This window comes from Sinomonas atrocyanea (assembly GCF_030812675.1).
GTDB classification, from domain to species: Bacteria; Actinomycetota; Actinomycetes; order Actinomycetales; family Micrococcaceae; genus Sinomonas; species Sinomonas atrocyanea_B.
Genome location: NZ_JAUSTE010000015.1, coordinates 42,755 through 69,286, shown reverse-complemented (window position 1 = coordinate 69,286; position 26,532 = coordinate 42,755). Strand labels below are relative to the sequence as shown.

The following is a 26,532-nucleotide window of genomic DNA, read 5'->3' as shown; positions in this document are numbered from 1 at the left end:
TTCGGCGAGGACCGAATCGTTTCGGCCCCGGCCTGGGCCGCGCAGACTTCTGGGCATGGCAACGAAGACCAGCACCGCACCCTCCTCCTCCGACCATGGCTCGGCCGCCCGGATCCCCGACGCCCACGCCCTCGGCGCCCGCAGGGGCGACGCCGCGGACCGGCCCGACTCGCCCGTCCGCGAGCGGCTCGCCCACCCCCTCCGGCCCACCGGGCGCAGGCCCGTGCGCATCCCGCACGAGGTCCCCCGAACCGCCGGAACGCGCACGACGGCGGCGGCGAACCCGCCGTCGTCCGCCGGGCTTCCGGTGGCGGCGCCGCGGGAGCTGACGGCCCGGGACCTGGTTCCGCCGACCTCCCTGCCGTGCACCTCGGGGGACCTGCTCGGGCTGCCCGACGTCGGGGCCCTCGCCCGGGCGCTGCGCGCCGGCTGGGCTTGGCTCGGGCGGCAGGCACGGAGGGCCGCGGAGGTCGACGCCCGGCTGCGGGAGCGCCGCGAGGAGGATTCGGCCACGATGGCCCGGGCGGGAGTGATCCCCGGCCGCCTGATGTGAGCCTGATGTGAGGTGCGCCGGCACGCCCGGGGCGAGCGCCGCAGGATGTTGACGCGTCAACTGTTGAGGACTACAGTTTCATTGAAATATCAACCAATGATCCTGTGAGGCACCATGTCCTGGCTCAAGAAGCTCTTCGGCAAGACCGACTCGTCCGCAGCCCACCGGGCCCAGGCCCCGGCCTCGGACCCGTCCACCCCTGCCCCGTCCACCGCTGCCACGGCCGCCGCGCCGGCGACCGGTGCCGCGGAGGCGTCCGCCGCCGTCGTGCGTGCGGGTGCCCCGCGCATCGCCGTGGTCACCGGCAGCACCCGCCCCGGCCGCAACAACCGGCAGGTGGCGGAGTGGCTCGTGGCGCGGGCGACCCAGCGCGGCGACGCCTCGTTCGAGCTCGTGGACATCGCCGACTTCAGCCTGCCGCTGCTCGACGAGGCCTACCCCGCCGCGTACGGCAACTACGCCGGCGAGCACACGAAGGCCTGGGCCGCGAAGATCGCCGAGTTCGACGGCTACGTATTCGTCACCCCCGAGTACAACCACTCGACCGCGCCGGCCCTTGCGAACGCGCTGTCGTTCCTCAACGCCGAGTGGGCCAACAAGGCCGCGGGCATCGTGGGCTACGGCTCGGCCATGGGCGCGCGGGCCGTCGAGCACCTCCGCGGGGTGCTGTCCGAGCTGCAGGTCGCGCACGTGCAGAAGACTGGGATGTTCTCCCTCTTCAGCGACTTCGAGGACTTCTCCGTGTTCAAGCCGACGGACCTGCAGGCCGCGTCGGTGGACCCGATGCTCGACCAGCTCGTCTCCTGGTCCGCCGCGTTCGCGCAGGTCCGGGCCGGCGAGCTCGAGGGCGCTGCGGTCTGATCCGGCGGCGCCACAGACCCCTCAACACCGCGCCAGAGACCCCTCAACCATCCGGATGGCTGCGGGGTCTCTGGCATCGTCTTGCGGGGTCCCTGGCGACCCGGTGTGCGCTTACCGGGCGGCGAGGACCTGGGCGATCTCGGCGATGCACGGCTCGTTCTGCAGGCTCGTCGTGTCCCCGAGCGGTGTGCCCTCGAACAGCTGCGTGAGCAGGCGGCGCATGATCTTCCCCGAGCGCGTCTTGGGCACGTCCGGCACCACGACGATCTCGCGCGGCTTGGCTATCGGGCCGATCTCCTGCGCCACGTGCGCGCGCAGGGCCGTGGCCAGGTCCGTCTCGAGTGCCGCCGCCGCGTCCGGATTGACGACGACGAACGCCGCCGCCGCGTGCCCCGTCACCGTATCCGCCACGGGGCAGACGCCCGCCTCGACCACGGCCGGATGCGAGACGAGCGCCGACTCGATCTCGATCGTGGAGAGCCGGTGCCCCGAGACGTTGAGGACGTCATCCGTGCGGCCGAGGATCCAGGTGTCGCCGTCGGCGTCGTACTTCGCGCCGTCGCCGGCCAGGAACCAGCCTTGGGCGGCGTACTTGCGCCAGTAGGAGTCCAGGTACCGCTCGGGATTGCCCCAGACCGTCCGCGCCATGGCGGGACCGGTCGCGGTGACCACGATGTTCCCCTGCACGCCCGGCGCGACCGGGGTGCCGGCGTCGTCCACGATGGCCGTGGCGAGGCCGGGCAGCGCCGTAGTGGCGCACCCGGGCTTGAACGTCGTCGCCGTCTGCCGCGGCGACAGCACCGTCGCGCCGGTCTCGGACTGCCACCACGTGTCCACCATCGGCGCCTCGCCGCGGCCGACCGTCGAGCGCAGCCACCGCCACGCCTCCGGGTTGACCGCCTCGCCCACGGTGCCGCAGACCCGGACCGAGGAGAAGTCGTACTCCGCGGGCACCCCGTCCGGGAACCAGCCCATGAGGGAGCGGACCAGGGTGGGCGCGGTGTAGTAGCTCGTGACGCCGTGGCGCTGGATGATCTCGAAGTGGCGGCCCGGGTGCGGCGTGTTGGGCGTGCCCTCGAAGATCACCTGCGTGACGCCGTTGGAGAGCGGGCCGTAGATCTCGTAGGTGTGCGCCGTGACCCAGGCGAGGTCCGCGGTGCACCAGTGCACATCAGCGTCCCGCAGCGCCGGGTCCGGGTTCGCGAAGAGGTACTCGTGGCTCCACGACGCCTGCGTGAGGTAGCCGCCGGTCGTGTGGACCAGGCCCTTGGGCTTCCCCGTGGTCCCGGAGGTGTACATGATGAACAGCGGCGTCTCGGCGTCGAACGCCTCGGCCTCGTGCTCCTCGGGCTGCGCCTCGACGAGCTCGTGCCACCACACGTCGCGGCCCGGCGTCCACGCGATCTCGGAGCCCGTCCGGCGGATCACCAGGACATGTTCGACGGCGTTGTCCCCGCCGGCCGCTCCGCCGCGCACCGCGGCGTCGGCATTGTCCTTGACCGGCACGGACGTGCCGCGGCGGTACTGGCCGTCCGTGGTCACGAGCAGCTTGGCCCCCGTGTCCTCGACCCGGAAGCGCAGGGCTTCGGCGGAGAAGCCGCCGAACACGAGCGAGTGCACCGCGCCGATCCGGGCGCACGCGAGCGTGATGACCACGGTCTCGACGAGCACGGGCAGGTAGATGACCACGCGGTCGCCCTTGCCGACGCCGAGCGCGAGCAGCGCGTTCGCGGCCTGGGCGACCCGGCGCGCGAGGTCCGCGTAGGTGACGGTGACGCGGTCGCCGGGCTCGCCCTCGAAGTGCAGCGCGACCTTGTCCCCGTGCCCCGCGTCCACGTGCCGGTCGGCGCAGTTCACGGCGGCGTTCAGGGTCCCGCCCTCGAACCAGCGGATCACGGGCGGCTCGCCCGCCTCGGGGTCCGCGGGGATCCAGGTGTGGGCGGCGTCCCATCCGCGCTCCCACGTGAGGCGCCGCGCGGCGTCTTCCCAGAACGCGATGCGTCCGGGATCCGTCTGCGCAGCGGGCTCCGTGGCGGAGGCAGGCGTGTGCGTCTCGAGGACAGAAGTCATGGTTCTCGCTCCATCGGTCCTGGCGGTAGCACCGGTGTCCCGCGGACGGGGCCATGGTTGCTGCGGCGTCAGGGAGCCAGGTCTCTCGGCCGCTCGGGATGGTCACCTCACTGTTGCGCGCCCGGCGCAAGTGGGGCAAAAGAGGGGACGGCCACCGCGTAACAAACATCAATGTTTCGTTCTGTGTCCCCCAGCGGCGGCGGACGGTGGACGCTCCCGAGGCGCCTTCCGTAGGGTGGAAGACAGGATCAAGAGTCCCGGCGCGTAGCTCTGGCTGGCCGGGCGGCAACCCTCTCCCGTAGTGGGGTGCCCCAGATGAGGATCCGGCCGCGGTGGACATCCGCGGCAAGTACGGCGCCCGGGACCGCGGGCGTCCGGCCGTTTCGCTGGAGGAACCCATGACTGCGACCCCGCTCGACCTTGTGACCGGTGCCGACCTGCGCCGCGCCATGGGGTGCTGGGCCACGGGGATTGCCGTCATCACCACCTCGGACGGCGGCACCCTCGCCGGCCTCGTGAGCAACTCGTTCACGTCGATCAGCCTGGATCCGCCGCTCGTCTCGTGGGCGGTGGACAAGAAATCGAGCTCGTTCGCGACCTGGATCAACACCGACAACTACGCCGTGCACATCCTGTCCGAGTCCCGCCGGGACCTCGTGCAGCGGTTCGCGGCGAGGGGGACGGACAAGTTCGCGGGCCTGGCCTGGGAGCCCGGCGTGCTGGGTTCCCCGATCGTGGCCCACGACGTCCCGCGGGTTGAGTGTCGCCTCTGGCAGCGGGTGGACGCGGGGGACCACGTCATCCTGATCGGCGAGGTGGCCAGCATCTCGGACCAGGACGGCTTCCTCCCCCTGACCAACCACGTGTACTGGGCGAAGTAGACCGACGGCGTACAGCCACGGGCTGCCGGGGCCCCGGCTCCGCCTCTCCGGAGGGGGCCCCGGCACACCCGTACCGCGACGTACTCTGGAAGGGTGTCCCTCGATGTGCTCGGGCCGCTGCGGCAGCGCCTCCGCCTGACCTTCGCCGGCGAGTCGGAGACCGTCCCGGCGTGGGAGACCGCGCTCGAGAACGGCGACGACGCGGGCTTCTTCCCCCCTGACTCCGCCGTCTGGGCGGTGCACGGCTCGATGTCCACGATCGCCGCAGGCATCCGGGCCCTGCTCACCCAGGCGCTCCATCCCGGCGTCCTGGCCGGCGTCGTGGACCATTCCAACTACCGCGCGGACCCCCTCGGGCGCCTCGCCGGGACCATCCGCTGGATCTTCACCGTGACGTACGGCGACACCGCGGCCGCGAGGGCCGCCTGCGCGTGGGTGCGCCGGATTCACGAGCCCGTGACCGGCACCTACGTGTCCCCGCGCGGCGCCCATGAGCAGTACTCCGCCAACGACCCGGCCCTGGCCGAATGGGTCCACATCGCCTTCACCGATGCGTTCCTGCGCAGCTACGAGGCCTTCCACGGGCCCGTTCCCGGCGGCGCCGACCGGTACGTGGCGGAGTGGGCCACGGCCGGCGAGCTCATGGGCATCGCGGACCCGCCCCGCACCGAGGCGGCCCTCGCGGACCGCATCAGGGCGTACGACGCCGCGGGGCAGCTCTCCGGCGGCCCCCGCGTCGACGACGTGGTCGCCTTCATCCGGCGGCCGCCGCTCGATCCGCTCCTGAAGCCCGGCTTCGCGATGCTCTTCGGCGCTGTCCTCGACACGCTTCCGCCGCGGCATCTGGAGCTGCTGGGGCTCTCGCGCCCACGGCTCGGGCCCGTGCCGCTGCCGCTGTCCGGCGCCGCGAAGGCGACGCTCGCCGTCGTCGGCCGTGCCCTCGGCCCGATGGCACCGAGCGAGGCCGCCGCCCGGAGGCGCCTCGCCCGCCTCGGTGTCCTCTGAGGCCGTCCCCGCCGACCCCGCCCCCGCCGTCCGCACCCGGGCGTCCGCACCTCCCGCCCCAGCCCCCAGCGTTGAGGGGTCATGTCCCTACAGAGCGGGTGCTTCCCGCTGGACAATGGGCGCATGTGGATCGCCTGGATCGAGTTCGACCTGCTCCTCGGCGACGTGCACTCGCTCAAGGAGAAGCGCTCCCTGGTGCGGCCGATTGTCGCGGAGCTGCGCCGCCGGTTCGACGTCTCGGCCGCCGAGGTCGGGGACCTGGACCTGCATCGGCGGGCACGGATCGGCGCCGCCCTCGTGAGCGCGGACCGGGCGCACGCCGTGGAGGTGCTCGACGCCGTCGAACGCTTCGTCGCGGCGCGCCCGGAGGCTGAGCTGCTCAGCGCCCGCCGGCGCGAGGCACGCAGCGACGACTGACCCGCGGCCGGACTGCAGACGGCTCAGCGCACGAAGAGCATGAGCACGTGCAGCGCGCTCAGCGCGACCCCCGCGACCGCCATCGCCGACACCCGCGCCGCCCGCACCTTGGAGCGGGCGAAGGATCCCCATGCCGCGAAGGCCGAGCCCAGGAGGGGGCCGGCGGCAAGGAAGGCGCCGATCCACGGAACGGTGCCGAGGGTCAGGGCCAGGAAGCCGAGGCCGAGCGCGACCCCGCCCAGGCCGGTGGCGAGCCGGGAGACGGGCTTGGGCGGCCTCCGCTCGGATGCCCGCCGCTGTCGGGCCGGGGCGGCCGACACCGGTTCCCCGCCAGCGCGGACGACCTCGCCGCGGCGGCTGCCGTCCGGCAGGAGCCCGTCCAGCCCGCGGCCGGACGCGGCGGCGCCGGGCGGGACCCCGTCGGGCCAGTAGGCGCTGGGGTCCCGGTAGGGATTCCGCCGAGGGGCGTTGCCGGGGGTGGTCACCGTCCCATTATGGGCGCCGGCCGCCGTGCGCGTCCTCAGGGTTCACCCTGAGCAGACCCCGGATCCGCAGGCGTCGCCCAAATGCCCTGCGCTTCGGTCAGAGCCCTGCGCTGAAGGCCGGGGCAATGACCGAAGGGCAGGGCATTTCCTCTCCGCGGACGCCGCGGACGCCGCGGACGCCGCGGACGCCGCGGAGGCCAGCGACGCTCGGAGGGAGACCCAGCGCCGCCGGGCCCCCGGCAGAGGCGTACTCCTCCGGCGACACCCCGTATCCGCGCATAAACTCGCGCGTGAGCTGCGCCGGGGGGATGCCGGAGCACGCCGCCAGGGCGAGGGCCGCGACGTCGAGCGGGAGCCGCCGGTCGTCGTGCGCGGCCCGGACCCTCCTCGCGCCGTCCCGGTCGATCAGATCCCGGAGGCGCCGCACCCGCACGAGCTCGCGCGGGCACGGCGCGGGCGCGCGGGCCGGGGCCCAGGCGGGGTGGCACATCAGCGCAGCTCTTGGATGCGGACCAGGTTGCCGGCGGGGTCGCGGAAGGCGCAGTCGCGCAGGCCGTAGGGCTGCAGGGTGGGCTCCTGCACCACGTCGGCGTCGGTGGCCTGGACCTTCTCGAACACCTCGTCGAGGTTGGGCGTGGCGAGCAGGATCCACCCGTAGGTGCCCTTGGCCATCATCTCCGCGATCGTGCGCCGCTCGTCCTCGGTGATGCCGGGATCCGTGGCCGGCGGCGCGAGGAGGATGGACGTGCTGGGCTGCCCGACGGGCCCGACCGTGATCCAGCGCATGGTTCCCCGGCCCACGTCCTGACGGACCTCGAAGCCGAGGGCATCCCGGTAGAACGCGAGGGACGCCTCGGGATCGGTGTGGGGGAGGGCGCTTGCATGAATGGTGAGTTCCATGGCTTCACGGTACGTACGCCACCGGGAGCCGTGCTTCTTGATTCCTGATCGGTCTGGTGACCTGCTTGGCGATGCACGGGAGCATGCCCGCACTGACGTCGGCGCCCTGGTCGCGGTACACGCTCGGCGGGACCCCGACCAGCTCGGCGAAGCGGGTGCTGAACGTGCCCAGGGAGGAGAAGCCGACGGCGAAGCAGACCTCGGTGACGCTGAGCGCGCCGACCCGCAGCAGCGCCATGGCCCGCTCGATGCGCCGGGTCATCAGGTACTGGTAGACCGACTCGCCGTAGGCGGCCCGGAACTGGCGGCTCAGGTGGCCGGCCGAGACGTGGATGCCGCGCGCGAGCGCCTCGACGTTGAGCGGCTCGGCGTACTCCCTGTCGATGCGGTCCCGCACGCGCCGCAGCAGGGCCAGGTCCCGCAGCCGCGGGTCGGCGGGCGCACTGGAGGTCATGACCACGATGGTGGCACCCGGCCTCCATGCTGTCGAGCGACGCGGGCATGACCTCCTTGTCACGTCGTGTGACATGGACCATAGTGGGCGGGGTCACTGCTTCCCTGGAGGTCTCCATGCGGTACCGCCCTGTCTGCCCGCGCCCCGCCCGCTCCCCGAGGGCGACGGCGGCCAGCACCGCCGTCGTCCTCGCCGCCGCCCTCGCCCTCGGCGGTGCCGCGACCGCGACGGCCGCCCCGCCGCCGTCGTCCGACGCCGGTGGCCCCGGGGCGGCGCATTCGTTCCGGACGGCGGCGGGCACCGAGAACTACTACTTCGTGATGACGGACCGCTTCGCCAACGGCACCGCGGCCAACGACCAGGGCGGCCTCGGCGCGGATCCGATGGTCTCCGGCTTCGACCCGACCAACAAGGGCTTCTACCACGGCGGCGACCTCAAGGGCCTGACCGGCAAGCTGGACTACATCCAGGGCCTGGGCGCCACGGCCATCTGGCTCACCCCCAGCTTCAAGAACAAGGCCGTCCAGCCCGAGGACCACAGCGCCGGCTACCACGGCTACTGGATCACCGACTTCACCCAGATCGACCCGCACCTCGGCACGAACGCCGAGCTCGGCGACCTCATCACGAAGGCGCACGCGCGGGGCATGAAGGTCTACTTCGACATCATCACCAACCACACGGCGGACGTCATCAAGTACCAGGAGGGCTCCCGCATGCCCTACCTGAGCAAGACCGCCTCCCCGTACAAGGACGCCTCGGGGACGGCGTTCGACGACGCCGCAGTCGCCGACCAGCCGAGCTTCCCCGCCATGGACCCGGCCACATCCTTCCCGTACCACCCGTACATCCCCGCCGGCGAGCAGGACGTCAAGGTCCCCGCCTGGCTCAACGACGTGAGCCTCTACCACAACCGCGGCGACTCGACCTTCGCGGGGGAGAGCGCCAACTACGGGGACTTCTCGGGCCTCGACGACCTCTTCACCGAGAACCCGAAGGTCCTCAACGGCTTCATCGACGTGTACAAGAAGTGGATCGGGGACTTCGGGATCGACGGCTTCCGGATCGACACGATGAAGCACGTCAACGACGCGTTCTGGCAGAAGTTCTCGCCGGCGATCCTCGACTACGCCCACTCCGTCGGGAAGAAGGACTTCTTCATGTTCGGCGAGGTCTACGACACCTCGCGCGACTTCACCTCGAAGTTCACCACCTCCGACAAGGTCCAGGCCGTGCTCGACTTCCCGTTCCAGCAGGCGGCGCGCTCCTACGCCTCGGCCTCCTCGCCCGCCACCACGCTGCAGAAGCTCTTCCAGGGCGACGACTGGTACACGACCGCGACCTCGAACGTGTACCAGCTGCCCACATTCCTCGGGAACCATGACATGGGCCGGATCGGCTCCTTCATCGACCAGGACAACCCGACGGCGTCCGACGCCGAGAAGGTGGCCCGCGACCGGCTCGCCAACGAGCTCATGTACTTCTCCCGCGGCAACCCGATCGTCTACTACGGCGACGAGCAGGGCTTCACCGGCACCGGCGGGGACCAGCTCGCGCGGCAGGACATGTTCGCGTCGAAGACCCCGGAGTACCTCGCCGATCCGCTCCTGGGGACGACGGCGACGCACGCCTCGGACAACTACGTCACCACGCATCCGCTCTACACCTCGATCGCGGACCTCGCGAAGGTGGTCAAGGAGAACCCGGCCCTCCGCACGGGCGCCCACCAGGACCGGTACGCCGAGACGACGCCCGGCGTGTACGCGTTCTCGCGCATCGACGCGGCCGCCCAGCGCGAGTACGTCGTGGCCCTGAACAACACCGCCGCGGCCCGCACCGCCGCCGTGCCCACCTACATCGCCCAGCGTCCGTTCGCGAAGGTGTTCGGTGAGGGCGCCGCGGACCGGCTCAAGACCGCGGCGGACAAGACGCTGACCGTGACAGTCCCCGCCTTCTCCGCGGTGGTCTACGAGTCCGCGGGCCGCATCCCCGACTCGGCCGCAGCCCCCGTGCCCACCCTCGGCGCCCCGGCCGCGGCCGGCGGTGACAACACGCGCGTCAACGTCACCGCGGACCTGCCGCATGACTCGTTCTACGAGGTCACCTTCCAGGCCAGGGTCCCCGGTGCCGCGGGAGCCGCCGGTCAATGGCACAACATCGGCACCGACGACACCTACCCGTACCAGGTCTTCGACGCCACGAAGGGCATGACGCCGGGCACCCCGCTCGAGTACCGGGCCATCTCGCTCGACAACGCGGGCCACACCGCCACGTCGGCGACCGCCTCCGCCGTCGTGCCCACGCCGGTCGACCCGGACGCGCCCAAGGGCCCCGCGCCGCAGCCGCTCTCCGTGACCGTGGCCGGTGACATCCAGCACCTCGCCGGCTGCGCCGGCGACTGGGACCCGGCGTGCCAGGCCACCATGGCCCAGTACGACCCGATCGCCTCCGAGTGGCGCCTCACCCTCGACCTCCCTGCCGGGACGTACCAGTTCAAGACGGCGCTCAACGGGTCCTGGACCCAGAACTACGGCGACGGAGGGACGCCCAACGGGGCTAACATCACGCTCACCCACCCCGGCGGACGGCTCACCTTCACCTACCGGCAGGACACCCACGGGACCTCGGTGTCAGAGCACGCGGCCCAGCCGTCGGCCGTGGCGGTGGCCGGGACGCTCAACACGGCGATGGGCTGCCCGGGCGACTGGCAGCCCGCGTGCCCGCAGGCGCAGCTGGCGTTCGATCCAGCGCAGGGGGTCTGGCGCGGGACGTACACGCTCCCGCAGGGCAGCTACTCCTTCAAGGCCGCGCTCAACAAGTCCTGGGACGTCAACTACGGGATGGGCGGCGCACCGAACGGGCCCAACATCTCCCTCGACCACCCCGGGGGCACCGTCGTGTTCAGCTACAACGACTCGACCCACCTCGTGGTGGCGGGCCAGCCGGCCACCCAGCCCTCCTCGGTGAACTTCCCCGGTACCTACCAGCACCTCGCGGGGTGTGCGGGCGACTGGGACCCGGGGTGCACCGGGACGGCGGCCACGTGGGACCCGCGCTCGCAGGGCTGGATCCTGAGGCTCGGCTCGCTGCCTGCAGGTTCGTACTCGTTCAAGGCGGCGCTCAACGGGTCGTGGGACGTGAACTACGGGACCAACGGTGCCCTCAACGGGCCGAACATCGGCTTCGACCATCCGGGCGGCCCGGTGGCCTTCCGGTACGACCCGACCACGCACCTCGTCACCATCGTCTCGGGCTGAGAAGCATCGCCCTCCTCTAGTTGAGGGGTCATGTCCCTGCGTTGAATGGTCAGGGATGTGACCCCTCAACGTAGGGATGTGACCCCTCAACGTAGGGATGTGACCCCTCAACGTTGGGAGGTGACCCCTCAACGTAGGGGGGTGCACGTAGGGGGTGCAGGGGGGCGGTTGCCCCTGTCCTGCCAGGGCGCCGCCGCGCGAGAATGGCGCCATGCGCGCGTGGTGGGTGGACCGGCCGGGACCGGCGGGCGGCAGCCACGGGCCGCTGGCGTTCGGCGAGCGGCCTGATCCCGTCCCGGGCCCGGGGGAGGTCCTGGTGCGCGTCTCGGCCTGCGGCGTGTGCCGCACCGATCTGCACCTCGCCGAAGGGGACCTGGACCCACGGCACCACGGCGTCATCCCCGGCCACGAGGCCGTGGGCCGCGTCGAGGCGCTCGGTCCCGGCGCCACCCGCTTCCAGCCCGGCGATCGCGTCGGCATCGCCTGGCTGCGCGGCACCTGCGGGACCTGCCGGTTCTGCCGCACCGGCCGCGAGAACCTCTGCACAGCACCCCGCTTCACCGGGTGGGACGACGACGGCGGGTACGCGGAGCTCGCCGTCGTGCGCGAGGACTTCGCCTACCCGATCCCGGGCGCGTTCAGCGACCGCGAGGCCGCGCCGCTGCTGTGCTCGGGCATCATCGGCTACCGGGCGCTGCAGCGGGCCGCGCTCCCGGACGGCGGCCGGCTCGGGATCTACGGGTTCGGCGGCAGCGCCCACATCACCGCGCAGCTCGCACTGCACCGCGGCGCGTCCGTCTACGTCATGACGCGCGCCCCGGAGGCCCGGCAGCTCGCGCTGGACCTGGGCGCCGTGTGGGCCGGCGGCGCCGACGAGGAGCCGCCCGAGAAGCTCGATGCGGCGATCCTCTTCGCGCCCGTGGGCACGCTCGTCCCGCCCGCCCTGGCCGCTCTGGACCGCGGCGGGACCCTGGCCGTCGCCGGAATCCACCTCAGCGACATCCCGTCCCTGAACTACCAGGAGCACCTCTTCCAGGAGCGGCAGCTGCGCAGCGTCACCGCCAACACGCGCGCGGACGGCGAGGAGTTCTTCCGGCTGGCGGCCGAGATCCCCGTGCGCACCACCACGGTGCCCTACGCCTTCGAGGAGGCGGACCGGGCGCTCGCGGACCTCGCCGGCGACAGGATCACCGGGGCCGCCGTCCTCGAGGTCACGCCCGAAGGCGGCGCCTGAGCACCTGGTGGGCCGCCTCGATGACCACGCAGGCGCCGGCGGCGAAGGCAAGGGCCGCGAGGGTCAGCTGCGCGTCCGGGTCCGCGAGCTGGTGGTACTGGAGGGAGGCGGGCACCGTCAGCACGGCAACCGTTCCGGCGTACATGGATCCCACGAGGAGCAGCCGCCAGCGGGTGAGCGGGCGCGCCGCGATGACGAGGACCCAGAGTCCGCTCACGGTGAGGGTGATGAACGCTGCCGCCTCGATCTGCTCCTGGGAGGCGTCCGTGGCCCACCGGCCGTACGCGTACACCCCCAGGATCGCGACCGCCATCGCGAGGCCCGAGGGCACCGCGGCCGTGACCGCGCGCCGCAGGAAGCCCGGCACGTAGCGGCGGGTGTTGGGCAGGAGGGCCAGCACGGAGGCCGGGAAGCCCAGCATGAGGAAGTCCGAGGTCGAGAGCTGCCGCGGCAGGAACGGGAACGCCCAGGCCAGCGCGCCGAAGCTGATCCCCAGCAGGAACGCGTAGACGGTCTTGGTCAGGAACAGCCGGGAGACCCGCTCGATGTTGGCGATGACCTGCCGCCCCTCCGCGACCACCGCCGGCAGTCGCGAGAAGCGGCCGTCGAGGAGCACGAGCCGGGCCACCGCCTTGGTCGCCGGGGCGGCCGTGCCCATGGCGATCCCGAGGTCCGCTGCCTTGAGCGCGAGCGCGTCGTTCACCCCGTCCCCGGTCATCGCCACGACGTGGCCGCGCGCCTGCAGGGCCCGCACCATGGCCCTCTTCTGCTCCGGCCCGACCCGGCCGAAGACGCTGTGCCGCTCGAGTGCGTCCGCCAGCTGAGCAGGATCCTCGGGCAGCGTCCGCGCGTCCACCGGGTCCGCCGCGTCCATTCCCGCCGCCCTCGCCGCGGCGGCGACCGTGCCCGGGCTGTCCCCCGAGACGACCTTGAGGTCCACCCCCTGCTCACGGAAGTAGGCGAGGGTCTCGGCCGCGTCGGGACGCAGGCGCTCGCGGAAGGCGAGCACGACGGCGGCCCGCACCCGGGCGGGCAGCGCACCGCCCGCGGGGAGCCGGTCGGCACGGCACAGGACCACGGCGCGCAGCCCCCGCACCGCGGCCTCGGCCGCTGCCTGCCGGGCCGGGGCGGAGCCCGGGTCCTGTCCGAGCAGGGTCTCGGGGGCGCCGAGCAGCCACGCGCCGTCTGCCGTGCCGCCGTCGAACTGGACCGCGCTCCAGCGCCGGGCGGACGAGAACGGGATGACCCGGGAGGGGGCGCGGTCCGGCGGCGCCGAGAACCGCTCGGCCAGGGCCGCCGCGGTGGGATTCGCGTCCGGGTCCGCGCCGATCCAGGCAAGGGCACGGTCCCAGCCCGGCAGCGGTCCGGCCGGCCCGTGCACGGGGAACGCGTCCTCGACATGGATCCCGCCCTCGGTGAGGGTCCCCGTCTTGTCGAAGCACAGCACGTCCACGCGGGCGAGCACCTCGACGGCGGCGAGCTCCTCGACCAGGACGCGCCCGCGGGCGAGGCGCACGGCCGCGACGGCGAACGAGACAGTGGTCAGGAGGGCGAGGCCCTGCGGGACCATGATGGTCACGGAGGCGACCGCTGCCACGAGGGCGTCGCGCCAGGCGCCGGACTCGAAGGACGCCGCCCATCCGCCGGCAGCCTGCAGCTGGCCGTTGAGCACCACGGCGATCATGGGCACGATCACCAGGCTGATCCAGCGGACCACCCGGGCCAGGGCGTCCCGGAGCTCGGACCCGACCTCGGTGAAGCGCCGCGCCTCGGCCGTGAGCCGCTCGGCGCGGGAACCGGCCCCGAGGGCCGTCACGCGGATGCTGCCGTGGCCAGCGACCACCGACGAGCCGGAGGAGACCGACGAGCCGACGGCCTTGGACACGGGCACCGACTCGCCGGTGAGCATCGACTCGTCCACGTCGAGCTCCTCGGCGCCCAGCACCGTGCCGTCCACCGGGATCTGGTCGCCGCGGCGGAGGAGCACGACGTCGTCCATCACCACCCGATCGGGCGCCACCTCCGCGGGGGCACCGGACCGGAGCACCCGGACCGGGCTCTGCTCGAGCACCGCGAGGCGGTCCAGCCGGCGCTTGGCCTGCAGCTCCTGGACGAAGCCGATGGTGATGTTCGCCGCCGCGGCGGCGAGGAACATGAGGTCCAGCCAGCGGCCCAGCGCCACGAGCGTGGCCCCGCACAGGCCCAGAATGAGGTTGAAGACGGTGAAGAGGTGGCTCCGCGCGATCTGCCACACCGGCCGGGAGGTGTGCCGGTCCAGGGTGTTCACGAGCCCGGCGGCCTCGCGCTCGGCCACGGCGGCGGCGTCGAGCCCGAGGTCCGGGGGCGCCGTGGACGGCAGCGGCCCCGCCGGGGACGCGGCGTCGGAACGCGCTCTGTCCTCTGGCGGGGCCACCGTGGTCTGCCTCGTCGGGCCCGGGTCAGCCGAAGTACTTCGGAAGGGTCCCCTCGTGGGCCTCGCGGAGCTCGTCGATCGGCAGGTCGAACAGGCCCTGCACCTCGAGGCTGGTCGCGAGCACGTCCACGATGCCCAGGCGCACCACCGGGTAGTTCCGGGCGGAGGCCATGTCGTTGAACCGGACCTCCTCCGAGCGCGGCACGGCGACGAGCGCGCGTCCCTGGGACTCGGAGAAGAGCGCCGTGAACGCGTCCACGCCGTCCCGCTCGCACAGGTCCCCGAGCGCCACCCGGGCCCCCACGCCGAAGCGCAGCACCATCTCGGACAGGGCCGCGGCGAGGCCGCCCTCGGAGAGGTCGTGGGCCGAGTCGATCATGCCGTCCCGCGAGGCGTTGATGAGGATCGCGCCGAGCGTCTTCTCCGCCTCGAGGTCGAGCGCCGGCGGGAGCCCGCCGAGGTGGCCGCGGAGGTTGGCGAACTCGGAGCCGTCGAGCTCGTCGCGCGTGGCGCCGAGCAGGTAGACCGCCTGCCCGTCCGCGTTCCTCTGCCAGCCCGAGGGCGTGCGGCGGGCCACGTCGTCGAACCGGCCGAGGACGCCGACCACCGGGGTGGGGTGGATCGGCGTGGTGCCCGTCTGGTTGTAGAGGGAGACGTTGCCGCCGGTGACCGGGATGCCGAGGACCTGGCAGGCGTCGGCGAGGCCGCGGACGGCTTCGGCGAACTGCCACATGACCTCGGGGTCCTCGGGGGAGCCGAAGTTGAGGCAGTCGGTGACGGCCATCGGCACGGCGCCCGAGGTGGCGACGTTGCGGTAGGACTCGGCGAGGGCGAGCTGCGCTCCGGTGTACGGGTCGAGGTAGGCGTAGCGGCCGTTGGCGTCCGTGGAGAGGCCTACCCCCATGCCGGTCTCCTCGTCGACGCGGACCACGCCGGCGTCGTCGGGGGAGGCGAGGGCCGTGTTGCCGCCCACGTAGTGGTCGTACTGCCTGGTCACCCACGACTTGTCGCACATGTTCGGGCTCGCCATGAGCTCGAGCACGGCGGCCTTGAGCTCCTCGCCGGTGGCGGGCAGGCCCTTGCCGGCCTCCGAGGCGCGGAAGGTGTCCGCCTGGACGCCGTCGAGCCACTCCGGGCGGTGGAACGGGCGGTGGTAGACGGGACCCTCGTGGGCCACGGTGCGCGGGTCGACGTCCACGATCGTCTCGCCGTCCCACGTGATGATGAGGCGGCCGGTGTCCGTGACCTCGCCGAGCCACGAGTACTCGACGTCCCACTTGTCCATGACCTTCTCGAACGCGGCGACGTTCTCGGGCGTCACGACCGCCATCATGCGCTCCTGCGACTCGGACATGAGGATCTCGCCCGGGGTCAGGGTGGGGTCGCGCAGGAGTACATCGGTCAGCTCGACCTGCATGCCGCCCTCGCCGTTGGACGCGAGCTCGCTCGTGGCGCAGGAGATGCCCGCGGCCCCGAGGTCCTGGATGCCCTCGACGAGGGAGTGCTTGAACAGCTCGAGGCAGCACTCGATGAGCACCTTCTCGGCGAACGGGTCGCCGACCTGGACGGCGGGCCGCTTGGACGGCTTGGAGTCGTCGAACGACTCGGAGGCGAGCACCGAGGCGCCGCCGATCCCGTCGCCGCCCGTGCGGGCGCCGAAGAGGACCACCTTGTTGCCCACGCCGGAGGCGTTGGCGAGGCGCAGGTCCTCGTGGCGGAGGACGCCGACGGCGAGCGCGTTCACGAGCGGGTTGGCCTGGTAGACCGAGTCGAACACGACCTCGCCGCCGATGTTCGGCAGGCCGAGCGAGTTGCCGTAGCCGCCGATCCCGGAGACGATCCCGTGCACGAGGCGGGCAGTGTCGGGGTGGTCGACCGCGCCGAAGCGCAGCGGGTCCATGACGGCGACGGGCCGTGCACCCATCGAGATGATGTCGCGGACGATCCCGCCGATGCCGGTGGCCGCGCCCTGGTAGGGCTCGACGAAGGAGGGGTGGTTGTGGGACTCCACTTTGAACGTGACGGCCCAGCCGTCGCCGAGGTCGGTCACACCGGCGTTCTCGCCGATGCCCACCATCATGTCCTTCTTCATCTCGTCGGTGAGCTTCTCGCCGAACTGGCGCAGGTGCACCTTGGAGGACTTGTAGGAGCAGTGCTCGCTCCACATCACCGAGTACATGGCGAGCTCGGCGGCGGTGGGGCGGCGGCCGAGGAGCTTGACGATCTCCTGGAACTCGTTCTCCTTGAGGCCGAGCTCGGCCCAGGGCAGCTCGGTCTCCGGCGTCTGCGCCGCGTGCTCGACGGTGTCGATGTTGAACTTGCGGGCGGTCACTGCGTTGTTCCCTGCGGTCACTTGGTGCCCCCTGCGACGAGCGTGGTCAGGACGGACGTGAAGAACCCGAGCCCGTCGGTCGAGTAGTCGCCGGAGTCGGCGCTGAGGGGCCCGAAGCCGGGCTCGACGGCGTGCTCGGGGTGCGGCATGAGGCCCACCACGTTGCCGGCGGCGTTGGTGATGCCGGCGATGTTGCGGCGCGACCCGTTCGGGTTCCAGCCGACGTAGCGGAAGGCGACCCGGCCCTCGCCCTCGAGCTCGTCGAGCGTCTTCTCGTCCGCGACGTACTGGCCGTCCTGGTTCTTCAGGACGATCGTGATCTCCTGGCCGACCTCGTACTGGGTGGTCCACGCGGTGGAGGCGTTCTCGACCCGCAGCACCTGGTCGCGGCAGATGAACTTGAGGTGGTCGTTCTTGATCATCGAGCCCGGCAGGAGGTGGCTCTCGGTGAGGACCTGGAAGCCGTTGCAGATGCCGAGCACGGGCAGCTTGGCGTCCGAGTTCGCGGCGTCGACGATCCGGCCCATCAGGGGCGCGAACCGGGCGATCGCGCCGGCGCGGAGGTAGTCGCCGTAGGAGAAGCCGCCGGGGAGCACGACGGCGTCGACGTCGCCGAGCGCGGTGGGCGAGTCGTCGGCGTGCCAGAGCGGGACCGGGGTCGCGCCCGCGAGGCGGACCGCGCGCGCGGCGTCGCGGTCGTCGAGCGTGCCCGGGAAGGTCACGACGCCGATCTTGGCACCGGAGAGCGGTGCCGCCTCGGGCCCGCGCAGGTCTGCGATCAGGGGAGTCTCGCTCATGTGGTCAGTCCACCTCGGCGGCGTCGGCGTCCGCGCGCACCTCGGCGCCGTCCTCGGGCAGGACCTCGACGTTGACGACGTCCTCGATGACGGGGTTGGAGAGCATCGTCGCGGCCGCGTTGCGGGCCTGCTCGAGGATCTCCTCGGTCACGGGTCCGTCCACGGTCAGCTCGAAGCGCTTGCCCTGGCGCACTCCGCTGAAGGCGGTGAAGCCCAGCCGCGGCAGGGCGCCGACGATGGCCTTCCCCTGCGGGTCGAGGATCTCGGGCTTGGGCATGACGTCGACAACGATCCGCGGCATCGGGACAGGCTCCTGTGGATAGGGGAGGGGGCACCCCAATTCTACCGGAGGGGTCCCGCCGGCCCGCGACCCGGGTCCCTCATGAAGCAGCGGGCGCCCGGCGGTGACGCGGGCCACAGGCCGCCCGGCGTGGCGGCCGGCCGCCCGGGGCGCCCGTGGCGGGCGCACCTGCGGGGCCGGCAGCCGGATCGAGGGGGCGCTTCCCAGCGTGGAGCGCCGCCTCGCTACGCTGGTCGGCATGGCCCTCGACACCGACTCCCGCTGCCCCTGCGGCAGCGGCGACACCTACGGCTCCTGCTGCGGCCGGTTCCACCAGGGCCGCGCGCACGGCGCGGCCGCCCCGACGGCGGAGGCGCTCATGCGCTCGCGCTACAGCGCCTTCGCCGTCGGGGGGCCGGAGATGGCCGACTACCTGCTCGCCACCTGGCACCCGTCCACCCGCCCGGCCACGCTGGAACTCGACGGGACCACGCAGTGGCGACGCCTCGACGTCGTCCGCGTCAGTGCCGGCGGCCCGTTCGACACGGAGGGGACGGTCGACTTCGCGGCGCACTGGCGCGATGGCGCGGTGCGCGGGGTCCAGCGCGAGCACTCCCGGTTCGTGCGCGAGGGCGGGTCGTGGCTCTACCTCGACGGTGAGGCCGACGCGGACTGAGGGCGCGAAGCCACAAGAGAGGGGCGCGCCGTCACTGGCGCGCCCCTCGTTGGCATCTGGTTTCTGTTGAGTGATTGACGTGAAATCCGGCCTCTTCGGATCCGGACCGCTCGGGGCTCGAGGCCTTCAGCCCAGCTGCGGTGTTCCGGCGTCTGCATCCCTCGCTGCCTGTGCCTCCTTGCATGTCGTCGTCGTACTCAAGAGGACTGAAGAAGTACCCAGAAATATACTCCGCCGCTAGGGCAGAAGCGCCTGAAAAATAGGTCAGATTTGCGTTTTCTTTTGATCCGCCCATGGCGGACGCGTCGATCCCGGTATTTTCTGCGGCACTCCTGTGACAGTCCTGTGAACAAGCCGTGACGCAGCCGAGAAATTACTGGTGTGAAGCAGTCGCTTCGGGTAGCTTGGGTGTCACTCCGCCCCGTGGCGGACGTCACATCGCCCCAGTGAAAGGTCTCATCGCGTGAAGAGACAACCCCTTCGCGGCGCCGGGCCGCGTCGGCAGCGCCTGGCTGCGCTCGCCGTCGGCATCCCGCTCGCCTTCAGTGTCGCGGCCGCGCCCGCGCACGCCGCGCCGGACATCGCGCCGGCCGCACCGTCGGCTGCGCCGTCCGCCGACACCGGCAAGGTCTACGAGGACGGGCGCTACATCGTGGTGCTCGCCGAGCAGGCCGTGGCCGCCTACGACGGCGGCACGCCCGGCTACGCGCCGACCAAGCCGGGCAACGGCCGCAAGGTCGACGCGGGCGCCCCCAACGTCAAGGCGTACGACGCGCACCTGCGCAGGGCCCAGCGCGACGTGGCCGGCAAGCATGCCGTGAAGATCGGGCAGCAGTTCACGACCGCGCTCAACGGCTTCACTGCCACGCTCACCGGCGCGCAGGCAGCCTCCCTCGCCAAGGACTCCAAGGTCCTCACTGTCGCCAAGGACGAGCAGCTGGCGCCGGACTACACCTCCAACGACTTCATGAAGCTCACGGGCCCGCAGGGGGCCTGGGCCACCCAGTTCGGGGGCAAGGACAACGCGGGCAGGGGCACCGTGGTGGGCGTCATCGACACGGGCTACACCCCGAGCAACCCGTTCCTCACGGGCGATCCGGTCACGCCCCTGGCCCCCGGGGCCAAGCCGAAGGTCGGGGTCCCGTACCGCGATGCCGACGGCACCGTCGCCATGCTCAAGGGCGACGGCCAGACGTTCAAGGGCGAATGCCAGCCCGGCCAGGGGACCGGTGCCGCGTTCGACGGGTCAGCGTGCAACTCCAAGGTGCTCTCCGCGCGATACTTCGCCGAACCCTTCCTGGCCAGCGTCGCCCCCGAGCACCGCGCCCCGGAGGAGCTCATCTCCCCGGTGGACGTCGGCTCCCACGGCACGCACACGGCGTCGACCGCCGCGGGCAACGCGGACGTGCACATGAGCATTTCCGGCACCGACTTCGGTGTCAGCTCCGGAGTTGCGCCGGCCGCCAAGGTCGCCGTCTACAAGGTCTGCTGGGAAGACGACGACCCCAACACGGGCGGCTGCTACTCCTCCTCCTCGGTCGCGGCCATCGACGCGGCGATCACGGACGGCGTGGACGTCCTCAACTACTCGATCTCGGGGAACACGAACTCGACCACGGACCCGGTGGCGCTCGCGTTCCTCAACGCCGCCTCCGCCGGGATCTTCGTGGCGAACTCGGCCGGCAACTCCGGCCCGACCCCCTCGACGGTCAACCACGCCGCGCCGTGGGTGACCTCGGTCGCCGCCAGCACCTTCCCGGGCGACCTCGTCGGCACCGTCGTGCTCTCCGACGGCTCCAAGTACCGGGGGGCGACCGTGATGAGCGGCGAGGTCAAGGACAAGCAGCCGGTCCTGGCCGCGGACGCCGCGGCGTCCGGGGCGCAGGACGCCAACCTCTGCATGGCGGGCACCCTCGACCCGGCCAGGGTGACCGGCAAGGTCGTCGTGTGCGACCGCGGCGTCAACGCCCGCGTGGACAAGAGCGCCGAGGTCAAGCGGGCCGGCGGCGTGGGGATGGTCCTGGTCAACCTGACCCCGAGCTCCGAGGACTCCGACCTCCACTCGGTCCCGACGATCCACGTCAACGCCCCCGACGGACCCGCGCTCAAGGCCAAGGTCGCCGCGGACCCGGCGCTGACCGTGAGCCTCGTCAAGGGCGACCTCACCGGCAAGCCGGCCAGCCCGGCGCCGCAGATCGCCGGGTTCTCCTCGCGCGGGCCCTCGCTCGCCTCCGGCGGGGACCTGCTCAAGCCGGACGTCTCCGCCCCGGGCGTGAACGTCCTCGCGGGCGTCTCCCCGATCGCGAACAACGGCGAGCAGTTCGGCTTCATGTCCGGCACCTCCATGGCCTCCCCGCACATCGCCGGCGTGGGCGCCCTCGTGCTCGGTAAGAACCCGGCATGGACGCCGGCCATGGTCAAGTCCGCGATGATGACCACGGCGTACCCGCTGGTCAACGCGGACGGCACCCCGGACGCCAACCCGTTCGACGGCGGCGCCGGCCACGTGGACACCACCAAGGTCACCGATCCCGGCCTCGTGTACAACGCCGGGGCCAAGGACTGGCTCGCGTTCCTCAACGGCCAGGGCTACCCGACCGGCGCGCCGCAGGCCGGCTCGGTCGAGGCGAAGGACGTCAACCTGCCCTCCTTCGCCCTCGGCTCCCTCGTGGGCGAGGTCCAGGTCACGCGGAAGATCACGGCCCTGGTGCCGGGCCTCTACCGGCCCAAGGTGAACCTGCCCGGGATCGACTTCCACGTCGAGCCGCAGGCGCTGAACTTCGCGAAGGCGGGCCAGACCCGCGAGGTCACGATCACCATCAAGAACGTCTCGGCGCCCAACGGCACCTTCACCACGGGCTCGCTCTCATGGGTCGGCCCGCGCACGGTGACCTCGCCGATCGCGATCCGCCCGGTCGAGGCCAAGGTGGACCCCGCCTACAGCTTCTCCTCGGCCACGGGAACCGGGTCCGGCACGTTCACCATGACCTCGGGCTCCAACAGCCCGATCCCGGTGGGCCTCGAGGGCCTCGCGCCGGTCGCCCAGAAGGCCGTCACCAAGGTTCCCGGACCCGTCGCCGGGGCCAACGACGCCTCCAACGGGCTGGTCTCGGTTGCGGTGCCGGCGGGCCAGAAGACCGCCCGGTTCGTGCTCAAGGCCGCGGACAGCAGGACCGACTGGGACATGTACGTCCTCGCACCCAACGGCTCCGGCGGCCTCAAGCAGCTCACCGCTGCCACCGGGTCCGCGAGCGAGTCGCTCGAGATCCCGAACCCGATCGCGGGCACGTACTACATCATCGCCAACCTCTTCGCGTCGCCGGGGAACGGCGCCACGGACGCCGTGATCCAGGCGGCCGCCTGGGCCGGCGATGCCGGGAACGCGACCGTGACCCCTAACCCGATCGTGGCAGCCAACGGCAGCCAGGCCACGGAGACCCTGGCCTGGAACGGGCTCTCCGCCGGCGCCTACATGGGCCGGCTGACGTTCGGCTCGAGCGGAGTGACGAGCTGGGTCGATCTCACGGTCGGCTCCGGAGCGGCGGCCTCGGCCCCGGCCGGCGCCCCGACGATGTCGACCGCAGACAGGGTCCCCGGCCAGTGACCCGCTGACCCCAGGGCCACGGAGTGGAGACCGGGCCCCGGCGGAAGGCCCGGTGGCCGCACCCGAGGACTGCCCCGCAGCAGCCGTCGCACGACGGAGGCTGCGGGGCAGTCCGCGTCGAGGAGCCACTTCCAGCGTCGGGGAGTCAGCTCCGCCGCAGCGCGCGCCCGTCCAAGGGCTAGGTGCCTCAGGCGAGGACGGCCTCGAGGGGCGCGAGCGCTGCGGTGAGCCGCTCCCGCAGGGCCGCCGCCTCGGAGGCGAAGCCGCGCTGGGCCTCGACGTACGCGGCCTTCCCGGCCGGCGTCTCGATCGGAATCGGCTCGAAGCCCCAGTCTGAGAGGTCGTACGGAGAGGCCTGCATGTCCATGGTCCGCACGCGCCACGCGAGCTCGAAGCAGTCCATGAGCAGCTCGCCAGGGACGGCGGGGCCGAGCTTGTACGCCCACTTGTAGAGGTCCATGTTGGCGTGGAGGCAGCCGGGCTGCTCGAGGTCGCGCTGGCTGGCGCGGGTGGGCTGGAGTTCGTTGAGCGGGGCGGCGTCCGGCGAGTAGAAGCGGAACGCGTCGAAGTGCGTGCAGCGGATGCGGTGCTCCTCGACCACCCGGTCCGTCCCGTCCGCGCCGAGCCGCAGCGGAAGGTACTCGTGCCGGATCCCGAACTTCTCGCTCCGGTACGCCATCGCCCACTCGTGCAGCCCGAAGCAGCCGAAGTTCGCAGGGCGGGATGCTGTTCCGCGCAGGATGATCCCGCAGAACCGGACCGTCTCTTCCCGCTCGGCGGCGTACTCGGGCAGGTCGAGCACCACGGCCGGGGCATCCTCCGGGATCCCGGCCGCCGCGCGCTCGTCGGGGGTGAGGGGGCGGTAGTGCTTCCAGTCCAGGCGCTCCCGCACGGCCTCGCCCACGAGGGCAACCCCTGCGCCCGGGTGCCAGCGGCCCAGCTGCCCGGGCTTGTGGGTGTAGTACGTGAAGAGGAAGTCCTCGATCGGGTGCTTCCTGCGCGCGTTGCGCCGGTCGACGAACGGCTCGGCGAAGCGTGCCGCCCGCGCAGCATGGGCCTGAGCGCGCGGGAGCCACTCGTCCTGCGCCAGGACGGCGCACACGGACGCAGCGGGGCTGGGGGCGGGGGAGGGCATCGGTCAATTATCCCCCGAGGTCTCGGGGCCCGCACCACTGGGCGGGACAGGCTGCGGCTAGACGGCGCCGCCCGGCGCGCCGAGGAGGGGGACCGCGACCTTCCAGGCCGAGATCCCGCAGCCGTCGGTGCGGGTGAACCGCCGGTCCACGGGCGTCCCGTTCACCGTTCCCGTCACGGTGGCGACCTCCGGGCCGCCGTACTGCTGGGTGCACACCTGATCCTTGGGTGGCGGGGCGAGCACCTCCGGGCGCGCGGCTACCAGGGCACAGGCCGCGGCCCCGGTGGGATGGGTGCTTCCCGGGAGCAGGTCGGCGCCGGAGCAGCGCAGCGTCCACCGCTGCTCGGGCTCGCCGGGGGCACGCACGACGACGACCTGCAGCTCCGCTGTGGCCGCGCCCGGGGTGCGGCCGGCGGTGCTGGACGGGACGGCGCCCGGTGCGGCCGCGGAGGGATTCGACGATGCGGACGGCTGCGAAGGGCCGCCTCCCGGCGGGCGCTGCGGCCCCGGGGCGCACGCGGCGAGCACCACGGTGGCGGCGGCCAGCCCCAGCAGTGATGGGACCGCGAGACGACCGATGAACCGCATGGCTTCCCTCCTGGCGTGATGTCTCCACTGTGCCACGGCCGGCTGCGCGGGGGCCCTCCACGGTGCGGGAGGGGAGGGGAGCGGAATCAGACGGCGGCTTCGGCCTCGCGGCTGGCCTGCGCGGCGGCGATGAGGCGCATCATCGAGCCGTGGAGCTCGGCCGCCTCCTCCCGGCTGATCCCGAGCCGGGCCATCATCGTGGTGGGCACCGCGAGGGCCTGCTCCCGCAGGGCGCGGCCCCTGGGTGTCAGGGCGACGTCGAGAGCGCGCTCGTTGCCCTGCTGCCGCGCCCGCGTGACGAATCCGGCGTCCTCGAGCCGCCTGAGCAGCGGGGTGACGGTGGCGGGTTCGAGGAGGAGGGCCTCGCTGATGTCCTTCGCAGTGCGCGGGGACCGCTCCCAGAGGGCCAGCATCACGAGGTACTGCGGATGGGTGAGGCCGAGCTTCTCGAGCACGGGCCTGTAGGAGGCCACGACGCTGCGGCTCGCGACACTGAGCGCGAAGCAGAGCTGCCGCTCGAGGAGGAGGTCGTCGTCGTTCATTGTGGCCTTTCGATGACCTTCGATTAATTAGTCCACTAATAATGAGGGTACTATCTGGGTATCCGGTGTGAGGAAGGAAAGACGCCATGTCGGAGGAGAACTTCGCCCAGAGGTTCATGCGTGCCACGGGGAAGCTGCGCTTCTTCTTCGGCCCCGCGAACCGCAGCTCGGCCACGCACGAGATGACCGAGGCGAACAAGAGCCTCCTGCTCCAGCGCGAGGCCGAGGCGCAGCAGTTCGAGACCGTCACGCGTCCCGACGGCAGCACCTACGTGGTCCCGAAGGACCCCGGGGACCAGTCGCTGCGCTGACCATCCCCCCGATCACCCCCGGGCGTACAATGCCCGTACCGAAAGGGGGTGATACGAGATGCCCCACTCGCACAGGGTGCTCGATGCCTTCACGCACCTCACCGACCGCGCCGCTGCGGTCTGGGGGCCCGCATCGCACAGCGACATCGGAGCGCCGGTGGTCCACAAGCACGACGACTTCGAGCAGGCCTCCGAGTCCGAGCTGCTGACGTTCGACGTCGAGACCGACTCCGAGGGACACCACTACGCCGTCCGCAAGGACGAGAGGCCCCCGATGACCCACCACTGACTCCGCCTCGGGCGAGGACGACGACGGCCGGCACCTTCCGCACGGAAGGTGCCGGCCGTCGTCGTGCTTCCGGCTGCGGCCCGGCCGGCGGAGGCCTCAGCGGCCGGTGCCGCCGTAGACGGTGGCCTCGGACTCGGCGTCGAGGTTGAAGGCCGAGTGGATCGCGCGCACGGCGGCGTCGAGGAGGTCGGCCCGGGTGACCACGGAGATGCGGATCTCCGAGGTCGAGATCATGTTGATGTTGATCCCGGCATCCGAGAGCGCCTGGAAGAACGTTGCCGACACGCCGGGGTTGGAGCGCATGCCGGCGCCGATGAGGGAGAGCTTGCCGATCTCGGCGTTGTACTCGATGTCCTCGAAGCCGATCTCGCCCTGGGCCGCCTTGAGCGCCTCGAGCGCGTCCGCGCCCTCGACGATGGGGAGCGTGAACGAGATGTCCGTCTTGCCGCGCCCGAACGTCGAGATGTTCTGCACGATCATGTCGACGTTGGCGTGCGCCTTGGCGATGACCTGGAAGATCGCGGCGGCCTTGCCGGGGATGTCCGGGACGCCCACCACGGTGACCTTGGCCTCGGAGCGGTCGTGCGCGACGCCGGAGATGATGGGCTGTTCCAAGGCGACTCCCTCGCTGATGGTGATCTTGTCATCGGGGCTGGGCAGCACCCAGGTCCCTTCATGCTGGCTGAACGAGGACCTCACATGAAGAGGTACCCCGAAACGGCGCGCGTACTCGACGCAGCGCAGGTGGAGGATCTTGGCGCCGGAGGCCGCGAGTTCGAGCATCTCCTCGCTCGAGATGCGGTCGATCTTCTTCGCGGCCGGGACCACCCGGGGGTCGGCCGTGTAGACGCCGTCCACATCCGTGTAGATCTCGCAGACGTCGGCGTCGAGCGCGGCCGCGAGCGCCACGGCAGTGGTGTCCGAGCCGCCGCGGCCCAGGGTCGTGATGTCGTGGCTCTCGCGGCTCATGCCCTGGAAGCCCGCGACGATCGCGATGTTGCCCTTGTCCAGGGCCGTCCGGACGCGGTGCGGATCCACGTCGATGATGCGGGCCTTGCCGTGGATGCCGTCGGTGATCATGCCGGCCTGCGAGCCGGTGAACGACTGCGCCCGCGCGCCGAGCTGGGTGATGGCCATCGCCAGGAGCGCCATCGAGATGCGCTCGCCGGCGGAGAGGAGCATGTCCATCTCGCGCGCCGGGGCGCTGTCGGTGATCTCGGACGCGAGGTCGAGGAGCTCGTCCGTGGTGTCGCCCATCGCCGAGACCACGACGACGACCTCGTTGCCGGCGCGCTGCGTCTCCACCACGCGCTGGGCCACCCGCTTGATGCCGTCCGCGTCCGCGACGGAGGAGCCGCCGAACTTCTGGACGATCAGCTGCCGGGCAGGCACTTCGAGGGGCAACGACATGCGGGCACACTCACAGGGGGGCTAGACACTTCAGGGGT

Annotated in this window: 24 protein-coding genes and 1 riboswitch; of the genes, 11 read left to right on the top strand and 13 right to left on the bottom strand. The window is 72.0% G+C overall.

The window, feature by feature from the left end; all coding sequences use genetic code 11:
* Positions 1-55: 55 nt before the first annotated feature.
* Entirely contained in the window at positions 56-553 is a 498-nt protein-coding gene (locus tag J2W20_RS17400; protein ID WP_307008171.1) for a hypothetical protein, read from the top strand.
* 114 nt (positions 554-667) lie between these two features.
* Positions 668-1,414: an NADPH-dependent FMN reductase gene (locus tag J2W20_RS17395; RefSeq protein WP_307008170.1), complete on the top strand. Its 747-nt coding sequence runs from the start codon at positions 668-670 to the stop codon at positions 1,412-1,414.
* A gap of 111 nt (positions 1,415-1,525) precedes the next feature.
* Here the strand turns inward: J2W20_RS17395 and acs are convergent, their stop codons facing one another.
* Complete coding sequence (acs, locus tag J2W20_RS17390; RefSeq protein ID WP_307008169.1) at positions 1,526-3,484, bottom strand: acetate--CoA ligase; 1,959 nt, start codon at positions 3,482-3,484, stop codon at positions 1,526-1,528.
* A gap of 246 nt (positions 3,485-3,730) precedes the next feature.
* Positions 3,731-3,842: riboswitch (SAM riboswitch) on the top strand.
* Between the two features lie 40 nt (positions 3,843-3,882).
* Here acs and J2W20_RS17385 point away from each other — a divergent pair.
* From J2W20_RS17385 to J2W20_RS17375, 3 genes are all read left to right on the top strand, one after another.
* Complete coding sequence (locus J2W20_RS17385; RefSeq protein WP_307008168.1) at positions 3,883-4,365, top strand: flavin reductase family protein; 483 nt, start codon at positions 3,883-3,885, stop codon at positions 4,363-4,365.
* A 93-nt stretch (positions 4,366-4,458) separates the two neighbouring features.
* Complete coding sequence (locus J2W20_RS17380; protein ID WP_307008167.1) at positions 4,459-5,370, top strand: oxygenase MpaB family protein; 912 nt, start codon at positions 4,459-4,461, stop codon at positions 5,368-5,370.
* 123 nt (positions 5,371-5,493) lie between these two features.
* Entirely contained in the window at positions 5,494-5,787 is a 294-nt protein-coding gene (locus tag J2W20_RS17375; RefSeq protein WP_307008184.1) for a DUF503 domain-containing protein, read from the top strand.
* Positions 5,788-5,810: 23 nt separating this feature from the next.
* Here J2W20_RS17375 and J2W20_RS17370 read toward each other — a convergent pair whose 3' ends face one another.
* The 4 genes from J2W20_RS17370 to J2W20_RS17355 form a co-directional block, all read right to left on the bottom strand.
* A complete protein-coding gene (locus tag J2W20_RS17370) occupies positions 5,811-6,272 on the bottom strand; it encodes a hypothetical protein (RefSeq protein WP_307008165.1) in 462 nt (153 codons plus the stop codon).
* A 97-nt stretch (positions 6,273-6,369) separates the two neighbouring features.
* Entirely contained in the window at positions 6,370-6,762 is a 393-nt protein-coding gene (locus J2W20_RS17365; RefSeq protein WP_307008164.1) for a hypothetical protein, read from the bottom strand.
* On the bottom strand, positions 6,762-7,172 hold the full coding sequence (locus tag J2W20_RS17360) for a VOC family protein (protein ID WP_307008163.1): 411 nt from the start codon (positions 7,170-7,172) through the stop codon (positions 6,762-6,764). The genes J2W20_RS17365 and J2W20_RS17360 overlap by 1 nt, the downstream gene beginning before the upstream one ends.
* Positions 7,173-7,176: 4 nt before the next feature.
* Entirely contained in the window at positions 7,177-7,626 is a 450-nt protein-coding gene (locus tag J2W20_RS17355; protein WP_307008161.1) for a helix-turn-helix transcriptional regulator, read from the bottom strand.
* Positions 7,627-7,742: 116 nt separating this feature from the next.
* Here J2W20_RS17355 and J2W20_RS17350 point away from each other — a divergent pair, with 116 nt between their 5' ends.
* Together J2W20_RS17350 and J2W20_RS17345 are read left to right on the top strand one after the other, a co-directional pair.
* The gene (locus J2W20_RS17350; protein ID WP_307008160.1) at positions 7,743-10,883 is read left to right on the top strand and encodes an alpha-amylase family glycosyl hydrolase; all 3,141 of its coding nucleotides are present in this window, start codon (positions 7,743-7,745) and stop codon (positions 10,881-10,883) included.
* Positions 10,884-11,094: 211 nt separating this feature from the next.
* A complete protein-coding gene (locus tag J2W20_RS17345) occupies positions 11,095-12,117 on the top strand; it encodes a zinc-dependent alcohol dehydrogenase family protein (protein ID WP_307008158.1) in 1,023 nt (340 codons plus the stop codon).
* Here J2W20_RS17345 and J2W20_RS17340 read toward each other — a convergent pair.
* Genes J2W20_RS17340 through purS form a run of 4 tightly spaced genes read right to left on the bottom strand, consistent with a single transcriptional unit; the run spans position 12,095 to position 17,960 of the window.
* On the bottom strand, positions 12,095-14,530 hold the full coding sequence (locus J2W20_RS17340; RefSeq protein WP_307008155.1) for an HAD-IC family P-type ATPase: 2,436 nt from the start codon (positions 14,528-14,530) through the stop codon (positions 12,095-12,097). The two genes, J2W20_RS17345 and J2W20_RS17340, sit on opposite strands and share 23 nt — an antisense overlap.
* 25 nt (positions 14,531-14,555) lie before the next feature.
* Entirely contained in the window at positions 14,556-16,883 is a 2,328-nt protein-coding gene (gene purL, locus J2W20_RS17335) for a phosphoribosylformylglycinamidine synthase subunit PurL (protein WP_307008154.1), read from the bottom strand.
* Entirely contained in the window at positions 16,880-17,659 is a 780-nt protein-coding gene (purQ, locus tag J2W20_RS17330) for a phosphoribosylformylglycinamidine synthase subunit PurQ (RefSeq protein WP_307008153.1), read from the bottom strand. Before purQ ends, purL begins: the two co-directional genes overlap by 4 nt.
* Positions 17,660-17,663: 4 nt before the next feature.
* Positions 17,664-17,960: a phosphoribosylformylglycinamidine synthase subunit PurS gene (purS, locus tag J2W20_RS17325; RefSeq protein WP_307008151.1), complete on the bottom strand. Its 297-nt coding sequence runs from the start codon at positions 17,958-17,960 to the stop codon at positions 17,664-17,666.
* A gap of 238 nt (positions 17,961-18,198) precedes the next feature.
* Between purS and J2W20_RS17320 the strand changes: the two genes are divergently transcribed.
* Both J2W20_RS17320 and J2W20_RS17315 read left to right on the top strand, forming a co-directional pair.
* Positions 18,199-18,615, top strand: a complete 417-nt coding sequence (locus tag J2W20_RS17320) for a YchJ family protein (RefSeq protein WP_307008150.1) — start codon at positions 18,199-18,201, stop codon at positions 18,613-18,615.
* A 463-nt stretch (positions 18,616-19,078) separates the two neighbouring features.
* Entirely contained in the window at positions 19,079-22,219 is a 3,141-nt protein-coding gene (locus J2W20_RS17315) for a S8 family serine peptidase (protein ID WP_307008149.1), read from the top strand.
* Between the two features lie 187 nt (positions 22,220-22,406).
* Here the strand turns inward: J2W20_RS17315 and J2W20_RS17310 are convergent, their stop codons facing one another.
* From J2W20_RS17310 to J2W20_RS17300, 3 genes are all read right to left on the bottom strand, one after another.
* Positions 22,407-23,354 carry a 3-methyladenine DNA glycosylase gene (locus J2W20_RS17310; RefSeq protein ID WP_307008148.1) on the bottom strand — a complete coding sequence of 316 codons (948 nt, stop codon included), beginning with the start codon at positions 23,352-23,354 and terminating at the stop codon, positions 22,407-22,409.
* Positions 23,355-23,411: 57 nt separating this feature from the next.
* Entirely contained in the window at positions 23,412-23,942 is a 531-nt protein-coding gene (locus J2W20_RS17305; protein WP_307008147.1) for a serine protease inhibitor, read from the bottom strand.
* Positions 23,943-24,028: 86 nt separating this feature from the next.
* Positions 24,029-24,484 carry a MarR family winged helix-turn-helix transcriptional regulator gene (locus tag J2W20_RS17300; protein ID WP_307008145.1) on the bottom strand — a complete coding sequence of 152 codons (456 nt, stop codon included), beginning with the start codon at positions 24,482-24,484 and terminating at the stop codon, positions 24,029-24,031.
* Between the two features lie 86 nt (positions 24,485-24,570).
* Between J2W20_RS17300 and J2W20_RS17295 the strand changes: the two genes are divergently transcribed.
* Positions 24,571-24,795: a hypothetical protein gene (locus J2W20_RS17295; RefSeq protein WP_307008143.1), complete on the top strand. Its 225-nt coding sequence runs from the start codon at positions 24,571-24,573 to the stop codon at positions 24,793-24,795.
* Positions 24,796-24,853: 58 nt separating this feature from the next.
* Complete coding sequence (locus tag J2W20_RS17290; protein WP_307008142.1) at positions 24,854-25,084, top strand: hypothetical protein; 231 nt, start codon at positions 24,854-24,856, stop codon at positions 25,082-25,084.
* A gap of 96 nt (positions 25,085-25,180) precedes the next feature.
* On the opposite strand, the gene J2W20_RS17285 is transcribed toward J2W20_RS17290, so the two are convergent.
* Positions 25,181-26,494, bottom strand: a complete 1,314-nt coding sequence (locus tag J2W20_RS17285) for an aspartate kinase (RefSeq protein ID WP_307008141.1) — start codon at positions 26,492-26,494, stop codon at positions 25,181-25,183.
* Positions 26,495-26,532: the final 38 nt, after the last annotated feature.